At 68.0% G+C, this 20,845-nt stretch carries 17 protein-coding genes; 5 read left to right on the top strand and 12 right to left on the bottom strand.

All coding sequences use genetic code 11. The annotated features are described in order from the left end of the window. Positions 1 to 6: 6 nt before the first annotated feature. Both CSC78_RS08630 and CSC78_RS08635 read left to right on the top strand, forming a co-directional pair. Entirely contained in the window at positions 7 to 1,167 is a 1,161-nt protein-coding gene (locus CSC78_RS08630) for an ABC transporter permease (protein WP_162337503.1), read from the top strand. A 13-nt stretch (positions 1,168 to 1,180) separates the two neighbouring features. Then, positions 1,181 to 2,491 carry an ABC transporter permease gene (locus tag CSC78_RS08635; RefSeq protein ID WP_162337504.1) on the top strand — a complete coding sequence of 437 codons (1,311 nt, stop codon included), beginning with the start codon at positions 1,181 to 1,183 and terminating at the stop codon, positions 2,489 to 2,491. A gap of 39 nt (positions 2,492 to 2,530) precedes the next feature. On the opposite strand, the gene CSC78_RS08640 is transcribed toward CSC78_RS08635, so the two are convergent. Then, complete coding sequence (locus tag CSC78_RS08640; protein ID WP_162337505.1) at positions 2,531 to 3,136, bottom strand: nucleotidyltransferase family protein; 606 nt, start codon at positions 3,134 to 3,136, stop codon at positions 2,531 to 2,533. Continuing rightward, positions 3,133 to 4,092: an XdhC family protein gene (locus tag CSC78_RS08645; protein ID WP_162337506.1), complete on the bottom strand. Its 960-nt coding sequence runs from the start codon at positions 4,090 to 4,092 to the stop codon at positions 3,133 to 3,135. Before CSC78_RS08645 ends, CSC78_RS08640 begins: the two co-directional genes overlap by 4 nt. 171 nt (positions 4,093 to 4,263) lie before the next feature. On the opposite strand from CSC78_RS08645, the gene CSC78_RS08650 reads away from it, so the two are divergent. From CSC78_RS08650 to CSC78_RS08660, 3 genes are all read left to right on the top strand, one after another. Next, a complete protein-coding gene (locus tag CSC78_RS08650; RefSeq protein ID WP_162337507.1) occupies positions 4,264 to 4,719 on the top strand; it encodes a (2Fe-2S)-binding protein in 456 nt (151 codons plus the stop codon). A 64-nt stretch (positions 4,720 to 4,783) separates the two neighbouring features. Beyond that, on the top strand, positions 4,784 to 6,976 hold the full coding sequence (locus CSC78_RS08655; RefSeq protein WP_162337508.1) for a xanthine dehydrogenase family protein molybdopterin-binding subunit: 2,193 nt from the start codon (positions 4,784 to 4,786) through the stop codon (positions 6,974 to 6,976). A gap of 8 nt (positions 6,977 to 6,984) precedes the next feature. Further along, on the top strand, positions 6,985 to 7,566 hold the full coding sequence (locus CSC78_RS08660; RefSeq protein ID WP_162337509.1) for a hypothetical protein: 582 nt from the start codon (positions 6,985 to 6,987) through the stop codon (positions 7,564 to 7,566). 87 nt (positions 7,567 to 7,653) lie between these two features. Here the strand turns inward: CSC78_RS08660 and rarD are convergent, their stop codons facing one another. The 10 genes from rarD to CSC78_RS08710 all read right to left on the bottom strand — a co-directional run bounded on the left by rarD (position 7,654) and on the right by CSC78_RS08710 (position 20,745). Then, entirely contained in the window at positions 7,654 to 8,559 is a 906-nt protein-coding gene (rarD, locus tag CSC78_RS08665; protein ID WP_162337510.1) for an EamA family transporter RarD, read from the bottom strand. Next, positions 8,556 to 9,461, bottom strand: coding sequence for a drug/metabolite exporter YedA (gene yedA, locus CSC78_RS08670; RefSeq protein WP_162337511.1), 906 nt, complete (start codon positions 9,459 to 9,461; stop codon positions 8,556 to 8,558). The genes rarD and yedA overlap by 4 nt, the downstream gene beginning before the upstream one ends. A 228-nt stretch (positions 9,462 to 9,689) precedes the next feature. After that, complete coding sequence (locus CSC78_RS08675) at positions 9,690 to 10,535, bottom strand: methylated-DNA--[protein]-cysteine S-methyltransferase (RefSeq protein WP_162337512.1); 846 nt, start codon at positions 10,533 to 10,535, stop codon at positions 9,690 to 9,692. A 155-nt stretch (positions 10,536 to 10,690) separates the two neighbouring features. Beyond that, positions 10,691 to 12,871 carry a carboxy terminal-processing peptidase gene (locus CSC78_RS08680; protein WP_162337513.1) on the bottom strand — a complete coding sequence of 727 codons (2,181 nt, stop codon included), beginning with the start codon at positions 12,869 to 12,871 and terminating at the stop codon, positions 10,691 to 10,693. Positions 12,872 to 13,052: 181 nt separating this feature from the next. Then, entirely contained in the window at positions 13,053 to 14,069 is a 1,017-nt protein-coding gene (lipA, locus tag CSC78_RS08685; RefSeq protein WP_162337514.1) for a lipoyl synthase, read from the bottom strand. A 491-nt stretch (positions 14,070 to 14,560) separates the two neighbouring features. Continuing rightward, positions 14,561 to 16,738: an AsmA family protein gene (locus CSC78_RS08690; protein WP_162337515.1), complete on the bottom strand. Its 2,178-nt coding sequence runs from the start codon at positions 16,736 to 16,738 to the stop codon at positions 14,561 to 14,563. Positions 16,739 to 16,775: 37 nt separating this feature from the next. Beyond that, entirely contained in the window at positions 16,776 to 18,299 is a 1,524-nt protein-coding gene (locus tag CSC78_RS08695) for a carotenoid oxygenase family protein (protein ID WP_162337516.1), read from the bottom strand. 10 nt (positions 18,300 to 18,309) lie between these two features. Then, positions 18,310 to 18,741 (bottom strand): DUF2141 domain-containing protein, encoded by a 432-nt coding sequence (locus CSC78_RS08700; protein ID WP_162337517.1) that lies wholly within the window; start codon positions 18,739 to 18,741, stop codon positions 18,310 to 18,312. A 101-nt stretch (positions 18,742 to 18,842) separates the two neighbouring features. Further along, positions 18,843 to 19,922 (bottom strand): 3-deoxy-7-phosphoheptulonate synthase, encoded by a 1,080-nt coding sequence (locus CSC78_RS08705; protein WP_162337518.1) that lies wholly within the window; start codon positions 19,920 to 19,922, stop codon positions 18,843 to 18,845. Positions 19,923 to 20,136: 214 nt separating this feature from the next. Next, on the bottom strand, positions 20,137 to 20,745 hold the full coding sequence (locus tag CSC78_RS08710) for a DUF6445 family protein (protein WP_162337519.1): 609 nt from the start codon (positions 20,743 to 20,745) through the stop codon (positions 20,137 to 20,139). Between the last annotated feature and the right edge of the window lie 100 nt (positions 20,746 to 20,845).

Genomic DNA, 20,845 nt, shown 5'->3' on the forward strand with positions numbered 1-20,845 from the left:
GCGACCATGAAATATTTCTCGCTGATATGGTCGGCGCTGTTCCGCAGCAAGACGCGGACGCTGCTGACCCTGCTCTCGGTGGTGGCGGCCTTCCTGCTGTTCGGCCTGCTCGACTCGGTGCGCGTGGCGTTCAACTCCGGCGGCAGCGTGGCCGGCGCGGACCGCCTGGTCGTGGCCTCGCGGCTGTCGATCACGCAGATGCTGCCGTACAGCCTGGCGGCCCGCATCGACGCGACGCCGGGCGTGAAGAAGAGCGCCTATGCCGCGTGGTTCGGTGGCATCTACAAGGACCCGAAGAACTTCTTCCCCAACTTCTCGGTCGGCCCCGGCTACATGGAGATGTACCCGGAATACATCATCGACCCCGCGCAACTGAAGGCCTGGGAAGCCGACCGCACCGGCGCCATCGTCGGCGAGAACCTGGCCAGGCGCTTCGGCTGGAAGATCGGCGACACCATCCCGCTGCAGGCGACGATCTTCCCGCAGAAGGACGGCAGCAACGCGTGGCCGCTGACGCTGCGCGGCACGTTCAAGCTCGCCGACAGCAAGCGCAAGGGCGAGGAGAACCAGCTGCTGTTCCACTGGAAGTACTTCGACGAGGCCAACCAGTACGTCAACGGCCAGATCGGCTGGTACATGGTGAAGCTGGACAACGTGAACCACGCCACCCGCGTGGCCAACGCCATCGATGCGATCTCGGCCAACTCGGCGCACGAGACCAAGACGCAGACCGAGCAGGCCTTCAACCAGTCCTTCGCCAAGCAGTTCGCCGACATCGGCCTGATCGTCACCGCGATCATGGCGGCGGTGTTCTTCACCCTGCTGCTGCTGACCGGCAACACCATGGCGCAGGCGGTGCGCGAGCGCGTCCCCGAGCTCGCGGTGCTGAAGACGCTGGGCTTCACGAACGGCACGGTGCTGGTGCTGGTGCTGGTGGAATCGGTGCTGCTGATCGTGCTGGGCGGCGTGCTGGGCATGGCGATCGCCTCGGCCATCATTCCGGTGGTCAGCGGCGCCAGCAACGGCATGATCGCGCTGCCCTCCATCCCCGCACAGACCTGGGGCATGGGACTGGGCTTGATGGTGGCGATCGGACTGATCGTCGGCGCATTGCCGGCGACCCGTGCGATGCGGTTGAAGATCGTCGATGCATTGGCCGGCCGCTGACAGGAGACATGACATGAAGAAGCAATGGTTGGGCAATCTCATCTCCATCGTGGCGCTGGTCGTCGGCCTGGGCGTGTGGATCGTGTTGCCGTGGTTCGCGGTACTCGGCATCGCGGTGGCGCTGATGCTGTGGCTGTTCCTCACCCGCAGCGGACGGTTGTCGCTGGAAGCGGCCAAGATCGGCATCGCCAGCCTGCCGCAGCGCTGGGGCGCGTCGTCGGTGATCGTGGTCGGCATCGCCGGCGTGGTCGGCGTGCTAGTGGCGATGCTGGCGATGGGCGAAGGCTTTTCGGCGACGCTCAAGCAGACCGGCGGCGAGGACACCGCCATCGTGCTGCGCGGCGGTTCGCAGGCGGAGACCAACTCGGTCATCAGCCGCGACCAGGTGCCGCTGATCTCCACGCTGGCCGGCGTCGCCAAGGGCAAGGACGGCCGCGCGCTGCTGTCGCCGGAGCTGTCGCAGATCGTCAACCTGCCGACCGCCAGCACCGGCGAAGACGCCAACGCCCAGTTCCGCGGTGTCAGCGAAGCCGCCTGGGCGATCCGTCCGCAGGTGAAGCTGACCGAGGGCCGCAAGTTCAACGTCGGCGTGCGCGAGATCGTGGTCGGCCAGGGCGCGAAGGGCCAGTACCGCGGCCTCGACGTCGGCAAGACGCTGAAGCTGGGCAACCAGGAATGGACGGTGGTCGGCGTGTTCGCCTCCGGCGATGCGCACGACTCGGAGCTGTGGACCGACATCGACACGCTGTCGTCGGCCTATGATCGCCGCGCCTACCAGTCGGTCACCGTGCGCACCGAAGGCAAGGCAGGCTTCGACCAGTTCAAGCAGGCGATGGAGAACGACCCGCGCCTGAAACTGGACGTGCTGACCACGCGCGACTACTACACCAAGCAGTCGACCGGCCTGAACACGCTGATCAAGGTGCTCGGCACGGTGATCGGCACCATCATGGCGATCGGCGCGGTGTTCGGTGCGCTCAACACCATGTACGCCGCCGTCGCCGGACGTGCGCGCGAGATCGCCACGATGCGGGCAATCGGTTTCCGCGGCCTGCCGGTGGTGATGGCGGTGATGCTGGAGACGATGCTGCTGGCGTTGCTGGGTGGACTGCTGGGCGGGCTGATCGCCTGGGTCGTGTTCAACGGCTACAGCGTCGCCACGCTGGGCAGCAACTTCAGCCAGGTGGTGTTCCAGTTCAAGGTCACGCCGGAACTGCTGTGGAGCGGGCTGAAGTGGGCGCTCGGCATCGGGCTGGTCGGCGGGCTGTTCCCCGCGTTGCGGGCGGCACGCCTGCCGATCACCCAGGCGCTGCGCGCGATCTGAGGCATGTTCAGGGGATGCCGGCGCATGCCGGCATCCTTGTCACCCCAGTGGATCGAGCCACCCCCGCGACACGGCCACGGCAACGTCGTCCGGCGTGTCGATATCGAGACCGAGGTCGGGCGCATCGCAGGCGATGACGCCGGCGCCCTCCGCATTCAGCACATCACGCAAGCCGCGATCTCCCTGCACGGCCAGCGCGGCACGCATTAGCGTCGGCGCGACGACGGCCGGAATACCCACGCGGTCACCAAAACGCGTTGCGGCGGAGCCTGATGGCGCCCGCCGGGACGCGTCGAGCAGGGACTGCAGGTGGTCGACTTCTAACGCAGGCTGGTCGCAGGTCAGCAGCAGCGTCGCGTGGGCATGTGTCGCGAGCGACTCCGCGGTGATGCGTACGCTGCCCGCCAACCCCTCGCTCCATCGCCCGTTGACCACGCGCTCCACGGGCGAGTCGCGCACCGCTGCAGCGACGTCGTCCGCATACGCGCCGACAACCACCAGCACACGCGACGCGCCGGACTCCAACGCCAGCCGCGCGGCACGATGCACCAGCGTTTCACCATCACGCGTCAGCAATTGCTTCGGTCGTCCCAGCCGCGTGCTGCCACCGGCTGCCAGCACCACCGCCGCGTGCGTTGCGATCATGCCGGCTCGCCGTGATGCCATGCCTGCAATTGCGCAGCGATGCTCAGCGCGATCGCTTCCGGCCCCTGCCCGCCCAGCTTCAAGCCGATAGGAGAACGCAGCCGCGACAGCAGCGAGGCATGCAGCACGGACGGGATCACCCGCAGCAGATCCTCGCGCCGACGCACCGGACCCAGCAGGCCGACGAAGGGAATCGTCGTTGCCGCCAGCGCTTCCAGCGCTTCGCGGTCGTGTTCGAAATGGTGATGCATCACCAGCGCAGCATCGGGCGAAGGATGCAGCATCTGCAGCGCTTCCTCCGGCGAATGGATCCGCCAGTCGTCGGCCAGCTCATCCACGGATATCCAGCGGGCGCGCCGCTCCACCACGGTGACGTGCCAGCCGAGCTGACGCAGCCACGCCACCAGCATCCGGGTTTCGGGGCCCGCGCCGAAGATCGCCACGCGCGGCGGCGGCGACACCGTCGCTTCGCCGGCGATGTCTGCCGTCGCGGAGGCCGACACGGGCAGCGACCATGCCCGCTCGATATCGCCAGCGCGCGCGGACACCCCACCGTCGGCGGTCAGCTGCAATGACAGCGGACCTGCGCCCTGCCACCACGTCTGCACCACCTTCGACCAGCCAGGCAGGCAATCCAGCGGCAGCAGTGCCAGATGCAGGCGCCCGCGACAACCGACCGCCGATCCGGCAAGCAGATCCTCGTCGTCGCGCGTGTCGATCTCCATCGCGTCGAGATACCCGCCGGCCACTGCATGTCGTGCGCGCCGCGCGATCTCGGGCTCCAGGCAACCGCCGCTCAGCCAACCCGTCTGCGTATCGTCCGCCGCGAACACGGCCATCGCCCCTTGCCGCACGTAGGTCGAGCCTTCGGTGGCGACGACCACGACCAGTGCGCTGCCATCGCCGGCCTCGCTGGCGCGCGCGGACACTTCCAGCGGGTGGCGATGGACCGACATGCGCACCACGATGGCGCAAGCGTAGGGCCGAAGGCAACGCCCCGGATGCCGTCCGGGGCATCAGGCAAGCATTCCGCAGGATCGTGCAAGCGACATCGCCCGTTTTCACTGGCAGCCCACGCAGGCACGGAGTATCGTCGACCGGTCCCACGCCGCCGCCAGGGAGACACCATGAAGTTGAACGTCAATGGGTCGGAGCGCGAAGTCGACGCGACCGACGACATGCCGCTGCTCTGGGTCCTGCGCGACCTGATGGGCCTTACCGGAACCAAGTTCGGTTGCGGCATCGCGCAATGCGGCGCCTGCACCGTGCACGTCGATGGCTCGCCATTGCGTGCCTGCGTGACGCCCGCGTCCGCCGTCGCCGGCAAGAAGATCACCACCATCGAAGGCCTGTCGGCCGACGGTTCGCATCCCGTGCAGAAGGCGTGGGCGGAACTGGATGTCGTGCAGTGCGGTTACTGCCAGTCCGGCCAGATCATGTCGGCCGCCGCGCTGCTGGCGGTGGTCCCGGCGCCGACCGACAGCGACATCGACCACGCACTGTCCGGCAACCTCTGCCGCTGCGGCACCTACCAGCGCATCCGCGCCGCCGTGCATCGTGCGGCCGAGCTGGGCAAAGCCTAAACCCCACGCCGCCGCGGCATGCGTTGCCGTGGCTCCGATCCGATGTTCGACGGAGGTCGTGTCCGTGAACCTTGAACTGAAATCCTCGCGTCGTGGCTTCCTGCGCTCCACCGCGCTGGTCGGTGGCGGCCTGGTCGTCGCCATCGCCGTGCCCGGTGCCCGCCGCTTCGCCTGGGCGCAGGAGGCGCAGGCCGCCGCGGCGCCCGCATTCGTGCCCAACGCCTTCCTGCGCATCGCGGCCGACGACTCGATCACCGTGCTGCTCGCGCATGCCGAGATGGGCCAGGGCATCTGGACCACGTTGCCGATGCTGATCGCCGAAGAGCTCGACGCCGACTGGTCGAAGATCCGCGTCGAGCACGGCCCCGCGGACAAGGCCTACACCAGCCCGGTATTCGGCATGCAGGGCACCGGCGGCTCGACGACCACGTGGTCCGAGTTCGACCGCTACCGGCAGGCCGGCGCGACCGCGCGCGCGATGCTGCTGCAGGCGGCGGCTGCACGGCTCAACGTACCCGCCGACCAGCTGCGCACCGAGAACGGCGCCGTCGTGTCCGGCACGACGCGGCTGCGCTATGGGGAACTCGCCGACGACGCCGGCAAGCAGACGCCCCCCGCGCTGGAGTCGCTGACACTTCGCGACCCCAAGGACTGGAAGCTGATCGGCAAGGCGACCAGGCGCCTGGACACGCCGGAGAAGATCACCGGCAAGGCCAAGTTCGGCATGGACATCCAGTTCGATGGCCTGTTGACCGCGGTGGTGCTGCGCTCGCCGGTATTCGGCGGCAAGGTGAAGTCGTTCGACGCCACGGCGGCGCGCGCCGTCGCCGGCGTGCGCGACGTGGTGCAGGTCCCCAGCGGCGTGGCCGTGGTGGCGGATCATTTCTGGGCCGCCAAGCTCGGCCGCGATGCGTTGCAGGTCGTGTGGGAAGCCGGCGAAGGCGCCACGCTGGACAGCGTTGCGCTGCGACAGCAGTTCTCGCAACTGGCGACCGAGGACGGCCCGACCGCCGCACGCGCCGGCGACGTCATCGCCGCCCTGAGCAAGGCCGCGAAAACCGTCGATGCCGAATACGCCGTGCCCTATCTCGCGCATGCCGCGATGGAACCGCTGAACTGCACCGTCAAGATCGCGGACGGAGAGTGTGATATCTGGTGCGGCACGCAGTTCCCCACGCTGGACCAGAACAGCACAGCGAAGATCCTCGGCATTGCGCCGGAGAAGGTCCGCATCCATACGCCGTTCCTCGGTGGCGGCTTCGGTCGCCGCGCCACGCCCACCTCGGACGTGGTGTCGGAGGCCGTGGAAGTAGCGAAGGCGGCGAAGGCGCCGGTCAAGACCGTGTGGACGCGCGAGGACGATACGCGCGGCGGCTACTACCGGTCGGCCTTCGTCGAGAGAGCCAAGGTTGGTCTGGGCGAGGACGGCCTGCCGGTCGCCTGGCACCAGGTGATGGTGGGCCAGTCGATCATGGCCGGCACCTTCATGGAAGCGATGATGGTGAAGAACGGCATCGATGCCACCTCGACGGAAGGCGTCGCCGATTCGCCCTACGTGCTCGGCACGCCGGCGCACCGCGTCGACCTGCATTCGCCCAGGACCGGCATCCCTGTTTTGTGGTGGCGGTCGGTGGGCCACAGCGTCAACGGCTTCGTGATGGAAAGCCTGGTGGACGAACTGGCGCATGCCACCGGCAAGGATCCGGTGGAGTACCGCCGCACCCTGCTGAAGGATCATCCGCGCCATCTCGCGGCGCTGAACCTCGTCTCGGAGAAGTCCGGCTGGACCACGCCCGCGCCACAGGGTCGCGCACGCGGCGTCGCCGTGCACGAATCGTTCGGCAGCTATGTCGCGCAGGTGGCCGAGGTTTCCGTCGAGGATGGCCAGATCCGCGTGCATCGCGTGGTCTGCGCGATCGACTGTGGCGTGGCAGTGAATCCGGGCGCCGTCGAGGCGCAGATGGAGTCCGGCATCGTGTTCGGCCTCGGCGCTGCGCTGCACGGCGCGCTGACGCTGAAGGAAGGTCAGGTGCAGGAGTCGAACTACCACGACTACCGCGTACTGCGCCTGCACGAGATGCCCAAGGTCGAGGTCCACATCGTGCCGAGCACCGAGAAGATGGGCGGTGTCGGCGAACCCGGCACGCCGCCGATCGCACCAGCGGTGGCGAATGCGGTGTTCAAGCTGACCGGGCAGCGGTTGCGCGAACTGCCGCTGCGCCTGCCGACGCCCGCCTCCTCCACCCCTGCCGCCTGAGGCCCGCCATGCGCATCCTGATGATGTCGTTGACCGTCCTCCTGCTGGTGGCCTGCAAGCCCCGCATCAGCGAGGAGCAGCGGGCGCAGGCGCTGACCGCCTTCGCCACCGTGGAGCAGGTGTTCCAGCACCCACGCTGCAGCAACTGCCATATCCCCGGCGACGCGCCGCTGCAGTTCGATACGCAGACGCCTCACGCGATGAACGTCGCACGCGGACCGGACGGCAAGGGCGCGCCCGGCCTGCCCTGTTCCACCTGCCACGCCGAACAGAACGCGCCGGCGAGCTACGGCCCGCACGCGCCGCCCGGCGCGCCGCACTGGCAGCTGCCGCCGCCGGACCACAAGATGGCGTGGATCGGCCTGCCGGCCGACCAGCTGTGCGAGATGATCCAGGACAAGAAGCGCAACGGTGGTCGCGACTTCGACGCGCTGCTCAAGCACGTCGCCGAGGACAAGCTGGTGCTGTGGGGCTGGAACCCCGGCGGCGAACGTGCGCCAGTGCCGGTGCCGCACGACCAGTTCGTTGCCGCCTTCAAGACCTGGAAGGAGGCCGGCGGCCCCTGCCCCGCGCCCGCTGGACAAGGCTAGACGGGCACACGCGTCCACAACCGCGTACAGCCGGGCTCGTCCGGCGTGCGCATCTCGTGTCGGAAAAGCAGCGGAGCAAGCTCCGCTCTACGCCGCCGCCACATCGCGGCGGCGCGCGCGCCACAGTCCATCGCTGGCGAAAATCAGCAAGCCGATCCAGATGGCGGCGAAGCCGATCGCGCGCTCGATGCCGAACGCTTCCTTGAAGACCAGCACGCCGATCAGCAGCTGGATGCTGGGCGCGATGTATTGCAGCAGGCCGACCACCGACAACGGAATGCGGCGCACGCCGTGGGCGAAACCGATCAGCGGCACCGCCGTCACCACGCCACCGAAGATCAGCAGCAGGTCGTTCTTCCAGCCGTAGCCGCTGACGAAGCCACCGCCATGGCCGAACTCGCCCCAGATCACGTAGGCCAGCGCAGGCAAGACCAGATACAGGCTCTCGACACCCAGACCGGCCACCGGATCCACCGCGACCAGCTTGCGCACCAGTCCGTACAGGCCGAACGAGAACGCCAGCCCCAGCGCGATCCACGGCGGCGAACCCGCCTGCAACGTCAGCCACGCCACGCCCACCAGGGCAAAGCCCACGGCGATCCATTGCGCGGTCGACAACCGTTCGCGCAGCACCAGCACACCGAGCACCACATTGATCAGCGGATTGATGAAGTAGCCGAGGCTGGTTTCCACCACATGCCCCGCGTTTACCGCCCAGATGTACAAGCCCCAGTTGAACGCGATCAGCAGGCTGCTGACGCCGAGCAGCGGCACCGCGCGTGGCTGGGCGCGCACCTGCCGCCACCACGTGCGTCCGTTCTTCAACAGCAGCCAGCCGATGACAAGGACCGCACTCCAGACGATGCGGTGCGCGATGATCTGGAACGACGGCACGGCCTTCAGCAGGTGCCAGTACAGCGGCACCACGCCCCAGATCAGGAACGTGCCGGCGGTGATCGCCAGCCCCTTGCGATCGATGGGCGATACGCTCATTTCGACTGCCGTGCGCGTGCCAGCGTGATGACCACCACGCCAGCGAGGATCACCGCCATCGCGCCGAGATCATGCGGCGTGAAGGTTTCACCCGCGATGAAGGCGCCCAGCGCCACCGCGATGACCGGATTGACGTAGGCGTAGCTGCCGACCAGCACCGGGCGCGCATGGTGCAGCAGCCACACGTAGGCGGTGAACGCGATGATCGACCCGAATACCGCCAGGTACGCGACCGCCAGCCCACCGGTGAGCGTCCAGCCGGCGGCATCGAAACGCTCGCCATGCAGCAGGCCGGCAACGACCAGCATCACGCCGGCCGCCAGCATCTGCGCCGCCGCGGTCATGAACGGCGATGGCAGGTCGCGACCACGCGACCACACCGAGCCGTAGGCCCACGCGATCGGCGCGATCAGCAGCAACACCAGGCCCACCGGCGAGCCGGTCAGCGAGCTGCCGGCGTTGAGCCAGACCACACCGGCGAAACCGACGACGATGCCGAGCCATTCGCCGCGCGTCGGATGCTGTCCGCGCATCGCGCCGAACAGGCCCATCCACAACGGCATCGACGCCACCGCCACCGCGGCCAGGCCGGACGACACCGTCTGTTCGGCCAGCACGACCATGCCGTTGCCCATCAGCAACAGCAGCGCTCCCATCACCAGCACGTTCTTCCACTGCGCGCGTGTGGGCGGCGCGACGCCCCGCCACAGCAGGAACAGGAACATCACGCCTCCGGCGACCACGAAGCGGCTGCCCGACACCATCAGCAGCGGCGGAAAGCCGCCTTCCAGGGCGAAGCGGATGCCAAGGTACGTCGAGCCCCAGACCACGTAGACGATGGCCAGGGCGGCAGCGACGGCAAGGCCGCCACGCGCGGGCGCGGCGGAAACGGAGGACGTCATGGGGGGAACCGGAGGGAATGCGGTGTGGTGCAATTCTAGGCCAGTCGCGTACCCGCGGCGTGGCCGCAATGCCCTCGGTTGCTTGAAACCTTTCCGGGCAGGCTTGAACACCGCTCAAGCCACATCCCTGGAAACTGCAGGAGCGCCCCATGGGCGCGATGCTTGTGCGTCGACAAGCTCATAGAAAAAGCATCGCGCCCAGGGGGCGCTCCTACCGGATGTGGTCGGTCAGCCGCGCTCGCGCGCCAGCAACTGCTGCTTCCGCGGCAATCCCCAGCGGTAGCCACCGAGCGAACCGTCGCCACGGATCACGCGATGGCAGGGCACGACCACGGCGATGCGGTTGTGCGCGCAGGCGCTGGCCACCGCCCGTGCCGCGCGTGGCGCGCCCAGCGACTGCGCCAGGCCCGCATAGCTGACCGTCTCGCCCGCCGGAATCTTCATCAGCGCATCCCAGACGCGCTGCTGGAAACCGGTGCCGAGCAGGTCCACAGGCACCTCGGCATCGCCGCCCGCCAGACGCTCGGCCACCGCACGCAGGCGCGGCGCGAGGAAGTCGTCGCGTCCGGCCTCGACGCGCTCGAGCTGCGCCAGCGGAAATTCCTCACGCAGCTTCTGCTCCAGCACGGAATCGTCGCCGCCCAGTTCCACCGCGCAGATCCCGCGCTCGGTGGCGGCCACCAGCGTGCGGCCGAGCACGGTGTCCACCAGCGTCCAGCGGATCGCCACGCCGCGCCCGCCGGCGCGATACGTCGCGGGCGTCATGCCGAGCTTCGACGCGCCCTGCTCGTACAGGCGCGACGGCGAGCCGTAGCCGGCGTCGTACAGCGCGGTGGTGACGTCGCGCCCTTCGCGCAGCGCACTCTTCAGCGTCCCCAGCTTCTTGCGGGCCAGGTACTCGGCAGGACTCAGGCCGAAACGCGCACGGAAGCGCCGCTGCAGATGCGACGCACTGAGGCCGGTGCGAGCGGCCAGGTCCGACAGCGAGGGCTCACCTTCGTCGAGCAGGCGGCGCGCCAGCTCCAGCGGATCGGTGGAGATGGCGGAAGACGTGGGTAACGATCGGCGCGGCATGGTGTCCATGCGCCCAGACTAGGGCGCGCGCATCGGGCAGGCTATCCGGATCTTGCGCTTGGATTCTGCAGGAGGGGCTTCAGCCCCGACCGCACTTCAAGACCACGCGACGCTGGTCGAAGAGCATCGGGGCTAAAGCCCCTCCTACAGAGGATTTACTGCGCCCAGCGACCCGGACCCGGCGAATCGGGCAGGACCTGCGCCGACAGCTTGCGATCCTGGCCCAGGATGTCGATGGCGTCGGACAGGATGGCGGCGGACTCTCGCAGCAGCGGATCGGGACGCTTGTCCGCCAGCTTCTCGCGCTGCGCATCCTTCACGATGTCGCGCTCGGACGCACCCAGGCCGTCATCGGCCAGGTCTTCGGCCAGCGGGTCCAGCGCCAACCCCAGCGTCTTGCGCTCGGCCTGCCGCTCCTTGCGCTGCGTGTCCTGGCGATCGCGCTCGGCGCGACGCTCGGCCTCGTTGAGCGAAACGTACTTCTTGGCCGCTTCGGCACGGAACTGCGCCACGTCCTCGGACCACCACTGGAACTCCTTGTCCTTCGCCGAGCGCGCCGCATGCAGCGCCTCCAGCTTCGGCAGCAGCGGCGCGAAATTGCCGTACTGCGTATGCGGCACGGCGGCGATCCGCGTCCACGGCAAGGCGTTGTCGTAGGTGCTCTCGCCATACTCGGTGGCGTCGACGCTGACCGGGAACGCGATGTCCGGCACCACGCCCTTGTGCTGTGTGCTGCCACCGGCCACGCGGAAGAACTGCGCGATGGTCAGCTTGACCGAGCCGAAGCGCGGCGCTTCGTTCGCCGGCCAGCGGTCCAGGTCGACCATGTTCTGGACGGTGCCCTTGCCGAAGCTGGTCTCGCCGATCACCAGGCCACGACCGTAGTCCTGGATGGCGCCGGCGAAGATCTCCGACGCCGATGCCGACGCGCGGTTGATCAGTACCGCCAGCGGACCGTCCCACGCCACGCCAGGCTTGCGGTCGCTGTTGACGGTCACCCGGCCACCGGATTCGCGCACCTGCACCACCGGCCCCTTGTCGATGAACAGGCCGGTGAGTTCCACCGCCTCGTCCAGCGAACCGCCGCCGTTGTTGCGCAGGTCCATCACCACGCCGTCCACGCCCTGCGACTTGAACTGGGCGAGCAGCTTGGCGATGTCGCGGGTCGCGGAATTGAAGTCGTTCGGATTGCGGCGACGGCCCTCGAAGTCCTGGTAGAACGCGGGCAGCTTGATCACGCCGATGCGCCGCGCCGGCTCGTCGCCGGTGGCCGGCAGCGTGATGGTCTCGGCCTTCGCCGCCTGCTCTTCCAGCTTGACCTTCTGGCGGGTGATGGTGACCTGCGCGTGCTTGCCGTCGATACCGGCTTCGACCGGGATGTATTCGATGCGGACCTGCGTGTCCTTCTTGCCGCGGATCTGCGCCACCACGTCGTCGATGCGCCAGCCGATCACGTCGGTCATCGGGCCGGACTTGCCTTGACCGACGGCGACGATGCGGTCGCCGATCTTCAGCTTGCCGCTGAGGTCGGCCGGGCCGCCCGGCACGATCTCGCGGATCGCCACCAGATCGTCCTGCCGCTGCAGCACGGCGCCGATGCCTTCCAGCGACAGCGACATCGACTGGTTGAAGTTCTCGGCGGTACGCGGCGTGAAGTAATCCGTGTGCGGATCGATCGCGCTGGTGTAGGCGTTGAGGAAGGTCTGGAAGACATCCTCGGTCTTCAGCTCGTTGATGCTCCGCTGCAGGTTGGCGTACCGCTTGTCCAGCGTCTTGCGGATGTCGTCGGGCTTCTTGCCCGCCAGCTTCAGTCGCAGCCAGTCGTTCATCACGGACTTCCGCCAGATCGCGTCCAGCGCCTTGCCGTCCTCTGCCCACGGCGCGTCCTTGCGGTCGTACTCCCAACGCTCGTCACCGGCGAAGTCGAAGTCCTGCTTCAACAGCGCGCGCGCGAACGCCACGCGCTGGCCGACGCGCTGCTTGTAGACAGCGAAGATCTCGTACGCTGGGGCGAGGTCGCCCGAGCGGATGGCGTCGTCCATCCTGGTCTTGTACGGCGCGAAGCGCGCCACATCCGCCGCGGTGAAGAACTGCTTGCCGCCGTCGAGCGCTTCGAAGTACCGCTTGAACACGTCCTGCGACAGCGTGTCGTCCAGCGGGCGCGGCCGGTACGCGTAGCGGCTGTCAGACAGCAGGCCGTACACGAGCTTGGACGTGTTGGCCTGGTCGGCGGTGGGGGCCACCGTGATGGCATCGCCGTCGCCGCGCGCGAGCAGCGCCAGCGGGGTCGACAGGGCCAGGACAAGCAGCAGCAGGGGGGCTTTCTTCAGTGTCATTGCGTACTCGTGGCCCGGAGGCCCGTCAGGCTGGAACGGATTGCGGATTCGACAGAGGGACAGTGCACAAAGTTGCGTGCGTTGTCATCTGCCTGTCGGCAGCCTAAGCGCCACGATGTAGGGAAAGGTGAACCGCGGCCGTGCCACGGCCAGACACCGGGCACGCGCCGGAGAATCCGGTTCAGCCCGCCTGGCGGGCGGTGAAGGCGGCCTGCGCGGCCTGCTGGTCGGCGTGGTACGACGAGCGCACCAGCGGACCGGAGGCGACATGGCTGAAGCCCAGCGCCATGCCGTAGTCCTCCAGCGCCTTGAACTCGTCCGGCGTCCAGTAGCGCAGCACCGGGTGGTGGTGCGGCGTGGGCTGCAGGTACTGGCCGATGGTGACCATGTCGACGTCGTGCGCGCGCAGGTCGCGCAGCGTGCCCTGCACCTGCTCCATGGTCTCGCCCAGTCCCAGCATGATCCCGGACTTGGTCGGCAGGTGCGGATGCTGCTGCTTGAAGCGCTGCAGCAGCGTCAGCGACCACTGGTAGTCGGCACCCGGGCGGACATTCGTGTACAGCTCCGGCACGGTCTCGATGTTGTGGTTGAACACGTCCGGCGGATTCACCGCCAGGATCTCCAGCGCGCGGTCCATGCGGCCCTTGCCGCGGAAATCAGGGGTCAGAATCTCGATGCGCGTGGCCGGCGAATGCTCGCGGATGGCGCTGATGCAATCCACGAAATGCTGGGCACCGCCATCGCGCAGGTCGTCGCGGTCCACGCTGGTCACCACGACGTACTTCAGGCCCATGTCGGCCACGGTGTTCGCCAGGCTCAGCGGCTCGGACGGATCCGGCGGCTTCGGCCGGCCGTGGGCGACGTCGCAGAACGAGCAGCGACGTGTGCAGACTTCGCCCAGGATCATGAAAGTGGCCGTGCCATGACCGAAGCACTCATGGATGTTCGGGCAGCTGGCCTCTTCGCACACGGTCACCAGGCGGTTCTCGCGCAGCTTGGCCTTCAGTTTGGCGACCGAGCCGTCGGACGGAATGCGCACGCGGATCCACGAGGGCTTGCGCAGCACCGGCGCGTCGGCGAACTGGACGGGCGAGCGCGCGATCTTGTCGCCACCGAGCTGCTTGGCGCCCGTTTCCAGCGGTGCGGGAACGGAACTGACGACCTGGAGGGGAATCACGCGTGCGGGGGTATCGGCCATGAGGTAATTCTAGCCGCTTTCACCGGCAGGCCTCCGCTCGGCACGAACCCCACAGGCGCGAGAGATGGGACTGGGGCGAAGCCCCCTGAGTCAGGGGGCGCGGCAACGGCGCGGGGTGTGGCGGCGCAGCTCGGGGCCCGAGGTTTGCGCAGCGGACCTTGGGTTTTTGTTCCTGCGGCGCAGGAATAAAAAAGCCCGCAACAGCTAGGCTATTGCGGGCTTGCTCCCTCCCCCACGTCGGGATGCGGGGCCATCGTGAAGGGTGGGTTACAGGTGTTGCACGCTGCACTGCAAAAACAGAACCGGACGGTTCACTCGCCACTGTTGTGATGTCACGAATATGAATGCGAGCAAAACCCGCGCCAATGCTGCGTGTTACCGATATCAGACCAATTTCCGTGCCACTCGTCAGAATTGCCATTACGTTCTTCACCCTGTTTACCTGAACAGGGGTGGCGCACCGTTCCGGCGCAAATGCGTTCGCCAGCCGTCTACTTGAGGTAGTGGGGACGCCCGTCGTACCAGGCCTTGGCGCGGACAAGATGAAGCTTGCGCTGGTCCCCCTGCACTTCCATACCGACGCTCAGCGCGCGCCAGCGGGCGTAAAGATCGCCCTGCCGCTGACCGCCCTGCAGGCGCAGCCGCGCCAGCATGTCGTAGCGGTCGTTGCGCGCATGCATCCGGTCGAGGATCAGGACGTCGTCGCGCCATTCCACGCGGCCCTGCACCTGTGCCTGGCCATCGTCGACAAGCCGGTACACCCAGGCCGGACACTCCTTCTGCCGGGAGAACAGCGCCAGCAGGAAGCCCACATCCTTCATGGTCACGTCCGCACCACCGCCGGCGCTGATCGGCCGGTCCGCGTCCAGCCGCGCGCGGTCCAGCGTCACCCGCGCCCACCAGCCCCGGCGCGATTCGCCTCCGGGCTCGGTGAAGCCGACGTTGCGCACCTGCACCGTGCTGCCGTCGGCGACGAACAACCGCCGCTTCAGGTCGGCGCGGCGCAGCTTCAGGTCGAGGTCGATGTCGCCCCGCAACTGCACCCCCGCCATCTGCATGCGGGTGCCACGCCCGGCGATGCGTACGGTCCCGCGCCCCACTTCGCCTGCGGCGTCCAGCGACAGGTCGCCGCTGAGCACGCCCGCGCCGGCGTCGAAGCGCATCTGCCGACGCGGCAGGAATGCGTTGTACACGCGCAGGTCCGGCACGCGCGCATCCTTGAACACCACCCTCGCCTGCAACGCATCGCGCAGCTGGGCCAGCGGACCCTCGGCGTTGATCGACAGCGCCAGGTGCCGTCCCTGCACGTAGGGGGTGCCGGGCGTTTTCAGTGACGCCACGTCGAACCGATCCATCGTCGCCTGCAGCCGTGGCACCAGCGCCCCGTCCTTGCCCGCATCCAGCCGGATGTCGGCCCGGGCGAGACCGCGGATGCGGTTACCCATCACCTCGGCCACCGCGTCGACCTCGGGCACCGCGATGCGGCTGCCGGCCGCCAGTTGGCCCTCCGCCACCTGCACGTCGGCGCTGACCGAACCGGCACCATCGAGTTTCAGCCACGGCGCCTGCGGGAACAGGTCCGACAGCCAGCGCAGCGAATCGAAGTGCCAGACGCCGACCACATTGCCGGACGCGCGCGGCAGCAGGCTGGCGACGTCGCGCAGCGGCACCTGCCGGCCACGCAGGCGCAGGTCGGCGTCGACCGCCAGCCTGCCGTCGGCCTGTGGCGGTACGGTCGCTTTCAGCACGATGTCCTCGTCCACCGCCACGTCGATGCCCAGGATGTCGTTGCGCGCCGCGCCGGCGATGTCGTTGCCGCCGACGGCCATCGTCCATTGCGCGCGACCGCCCGGCTTGAGCAGCCCGCGTTCGAAACCCAGGTCGATATCGGCGCGCCCTTCCCCGGGCACCAGCGTCACCACCACGCCACCACGCGGACCGACGGCAACGTTCAAGCCAGCGGTCCGTCCACCCATCTTCACGTCGACGCGGGTCTTGAGCAGCTTGTCGATGCCGGCCGCCTCTTCGCGCCGATGCCGGTCGATGGCGAACCGCGCCTCCAGCGTCGCTTCGCGCAGCACTTCCTTGCCATCCCGGGCCAGCCGCGCGCCGGTGAACTCCACGACCGAGGGCATCAGTTCCATCGGCCCGCCGCGCAGTTGCTTGTAGAAACCCACCTCGCCGCGTCCCGTGCCAAGCAGTTCGAACCCGCCGAAGTAGCCCCGCCGGATCGAGTCGCTGGCGATACGGTCGAACTGCAGTTCCCAGCCGCCGTCGCGGGGCGGCGGTGGCGCCAGTTCCCTGGCAACGCGATGGACCCCACCGCGCACCTCGTACGCACGTAACTCGGGGACATGCAGGCGCCGCGACAGCAAGGGCAACAGTGCAATGCGTCCTTCAACACGGTCCGCCTTCGCCTCCCAGCCGATGCGCCGTGACTGGCCCTGCAGCGTCACGCCACGCAGGCTGACCCGACCCGGCCACCACGTCCGTCCAGACGCCCACTGCATCTGGAAGCGGTCGGGCTTGCGGTTCACCGCCTGCTCGCCCAGCGACGTGTTGAGAAACACGTTGCCCGCGACCAGATAGAGCACATAAGTAGCGAGCAGGGCGACCAGCGTTCCCGCGAGCCAGCGCAGGGATCTGTTGCGAAAGAAGATCCGTTCCATCCGCACAGGATGCCGCATCCGGTGCCGACGGAGGGCATCAGCGCGCGGCGAAATGCCCGTGGAAGCCGAGCGGCACCGTGTACGGCAGCCACGCCTGCGCCAGCGGACCCGCGTCCACCCGCCGCGCATCCAGCACCGCGATGCCACTGCGGCCCTTCGCCGCATCCAGCAGCGTGCCGACCAGCCAGCCGTCGTCGGGGCGCGTGCTGCCAGGCCACGGCACGAACAGGTGTTCTTCCACCAGCACGTCGCGCCCGTAGTCGTGCACCTGACGACGGCCGCGCGCCAGATCGAAAGCGCCGATGCGGCTGAAGTACGGCGCCGTCGAACCGTCGGCATGGATCGGCGCGTACAGGCGCGCGGCGTCGCGCGACGGTGTGCGTGCGTCGAACACGGGGAACTCGATGCCGGCGACACCCGTGTCCTCCCATTGCGCCTTGCCGCTGCGCAGGTCCAGCACCAGGTCGCGCAGTGGACCCTTGCCGCCGTGCACATCGGCGTGACCGTCGCCGCTCATGGCCGCCTTCATCGGCGAGCGCGCTTCTTCCACGTCCAGGTGCTGCACGGCACGCACGGTGATGCGGCCGTCGCGCTCGGACGCATCGCCGAAGTGGTAGATCGCGGCGAAGTCCGTCTCGAACCATTGCGCCTTCGACGGCGTGGCCTTGTCGACCACCGCCACGCGCAGCGGCTGGTCCTGCCGGAAGCGCAGGCGTTCGAAGAACGCGCCCTTGCCTTCGAGGTAGCGGAACGGGATCAACGCGAACACCAGATGCCGGTCGGTCATCGCGAAACTGTGCAGGTAGCCCGGCACCGGCGTCTCCAGCACGTCCGCCGACGCGAGCGCGCCGTCGCGGCCGAGATGCCACACCACCAGCCCGTTGCCGCCCATCATCGAGATGGAACCGAAATTCCACATCGACCCGTCGCGGTCCACCAGCGGGTGCGCGGAGAACGGAATGGCGGCCAGGTCGGGACGCCAGGTCACCGGACCGAGCGTGGTAAGTTCGTCCGGATCCAGCTCGAATGCCGAGCCCGCTTCGGAAAGCGCGAACAGGCGGCCGTTGATCATCGTGACCGACGTATTCGCGGTATTCGCGTCATCGTTGTTGCGGATCGGCTGCATGTCGGGAATGGACGTGCCCGCCGTCGGATACAGGAAGCGCCCGGCTTTCTGCTCTCGCGTGAACTTGGGCGTGGCCACCATGCGCGCGTGGTGGCTCAGCGTGCCGTCGCCATTGAAGCGCCACCCGTGCACCATGCCGTCGCCATCGAACCAGTGTTCGTAGCGGAAGCCGGCACGCTCGGTCCATGCGGGTCCGTTGCGGTACAGCGTGCCCGCGAAACCTGCCGGCAGCCGTCCTTCCAGCGGCACGGTCGCCGGGCCCAGCGTTTCGGATTGCACGGATTTCCAGCCCGCGAGCCATGGCTGTTCCCGCAAACCCGCTGCGAAGCGAGCGGGGTCGCCGGCGAAAGCGTGCTCGCTTCGCAGCAGCGCGGGCGCGACGGCCAGTGCGGTGGCACCGGACAGGAGAGTGCGCAGGAAGCGGCGGCGATCCATGGCCAGTTCCTCAACGCAGGGTGATGTCGATGGCGGCATCCTGCGCGCCGACCTCGAACCGGGCTTCGTCCCAGGTCGGCTTGCGCATCACGTTGGGATTGTTGCTGAAGCCGTAGGCCTCGACCGGCATGCCGATCATGTTGCTGTCGAGCGTGCCGTTGCCGTTTTCGTCATGGGTCACCAGCACGGCATAGGCACCCGGCTGCAGATCCTTGAACACGAACGTCGCCACGTTGCCCTGCGGCGGAGCGCCATCGGCCTGTATGGGCTTCGCCTGCCCATCCCAGCCAGCCTGTGAGTCGACGACCGCCAGCTTCAGCAGGCCGGTCTGCGCGCGCACATCGTGCAGCGTCACGGTGAGGTCGGCCGCCCACGCGGGCAGGGCGGCACAACAGGTGAGTACAAGGGAGAGCGGCAGCGTGTAGTGCCTGGGACGGGACATGGCGGACTCCGGTGGCGGGTGTGCGGCCAGTCTCGTCCGCCACCCCGCTCCGGTCAGTTGCCAGCCGTCATCTCTTCGACCTGCCGGAAGTCACTTCCTGCTTACGCCGCCTGTTCCACTGCATCGGCACGCTGCCGGCGCTCGCGCACCGCCGCGGCGAGTCGTTCCAGCACCTGCATCGAGGCGTCCCATCCAAGGCAGCCATCGGTGATGCTCTGCCCGTACGTCAGCGGCTGGCCATCGATCAGGTCCTGGCGGCCACCAACGAGGTGGCTCTCCACCATCACGCCGACGATGCGCTGTTCGCCGGCTTCCAGTTGCGCGGCGATATCGTCGATCACGGCCGGCTGGTTGTCCGGGTTCTTGGCACTGTTGGCGTGGCTGGCATCGACCATCAGGCGCGCCGGCAGTCCCGACTTCGCCAGCACCTGGCTGGCAGCCTCGATGCTGGCGGCATCGTAGTTGGGTGCCTTGCCGCCGCGCAGGATCACATGGCAATCGGGATTGCCCGCGGTCGCCGCGATGGCGGAGCGGCCTTCCTTCGTCACCGCCAGGAAATGGTGCGGATGCGAGGCCGCCCCGACCGCATCCACCGCGATCTTCACGTTGCCGTCGGTGCCGTTCTTGAAACCGACCGGGCACGACAGACCGCTGGCCATTTCGCGGTGCACCTGGCTTTCGGTAGTGCGTGCCCCGATCGCGCCCCACGCCACCAGGTCGCTGATGTACTGCGGCGAGATGGTGTCGAGGTACTCGCAGCCGGCTGGCAGGCCGAGCGCGTTGATGTCGCGCAGCAGGCCGCGCGCCAGCCGCAGTCCGCGATTGATGTCGAAACTGCCGTCCAGCGCCGGATCGTTGATCAGCCCCTTCCAGCCGACCGTCGTACGCGGCTTCTCGAAATACACGCGCATCACGACTTCCAGATCATCGGCCAGCGCATCGCGCAGCGGCTTCAGGCGCTTGGCGTACTCGATGGCCGACGTGGGATCGTGGATCGAGCAGGGCCCGATCACCACCACGAGGCGGTCGTCGCGGCCGTGCAGGATGTCGTGCAGCGCGGCGCGCGATCCGGACACGGTCTGCGACACCGCGTCGTCGCACGGCAGTTCACCGATCACGGCGGCGGGCGTGACCAGCTCATCGAGTTTTCGGATGCGCAGGTCGTCGGTATGGGGGGCCATCGGGGTTCTCCGGGTCAACAAAAAAGCCGCCAGGTTCGCTGGCGGCTTCAAGGGGATTCTTCTGGTGTTTCGCTAGAAGGAACACAGCCTCGCCGCCGCGGAAGGATCGCGGTAATACCAGAACCAAAAGCGGGCGCGGGCAGTGTTCACGCGGCCATTGAGCCACGCATGGAGAGGCTTGTCGAATGTTTCATCGGCAACGGAAGCCGCAGGATCACGCGGCGGTGAAGAACATCAGGTAGACCAGCCGTCCGTCCTCCATCGTGCTGCCGAACGCGGGACCGGCGGTATGCCACAGCCAGGGACGCAGCAGCACCAGCCGGTTGAATCGCATCGGCACCTGCATGGTGGGTTCCCACACGCTGTCGTCGTTGCTGTGCTTCTCGATGATCTCCTGGTGCATCTGTGCATGCGAGGTGAACCCCATCTCCGCGAGCTCCGCATCGTTGAGCGGCGCGCGGTCGCGGTTCGACGGACGATGACGGAAGAACTCCGTACCGCCGCGGCAATCCTCCGGCTTGCTCAGATAGAGGATGCCCGACCAGTACGCCTGGTCGATGTGCACCTTCGCGCTGCCGACATCGCTGGCCAGTGTGATGCGGAACTTGCCGTGCGACTGCAGCGGGTTGATCGGCTTGAGGCGCTCGCCGGTGAGATGCGAGGCGATCTCGGACAGGCCTTCGATCTCGATGCGCTCCAGCGAGTTGCGGCCCGGGAAGGGACCACGCAGGTCGGGATAGGTCAGCTTGAGCGCCGCCTCGCGCAACGACAGCGCGTCCTGCTGGCCGAGGAAGTCGTCGACGACGATAAGCGAGGTATGCATGACGTGCAGGCTAACGGTCGACCCGCATCACGACAAGGCAAAAAGAAACCCCGCCTTGCGGCGGGGTTCCCGGTACTGCGGTACAGCGGACGCGGACTTC

The sequence above is a fragment of the Pseudoxanthomonas japonensis genome, from assembly GCF_010093445.1.
Taxonomy (GTDB): Bacteria; Pseudomonadota; Gammaproteobacteria; order Xanthomonadales; family Xanthomonadaceae; genus Pseudoxanthomonas_A; species Pseudoxanthomonas_A japonensis.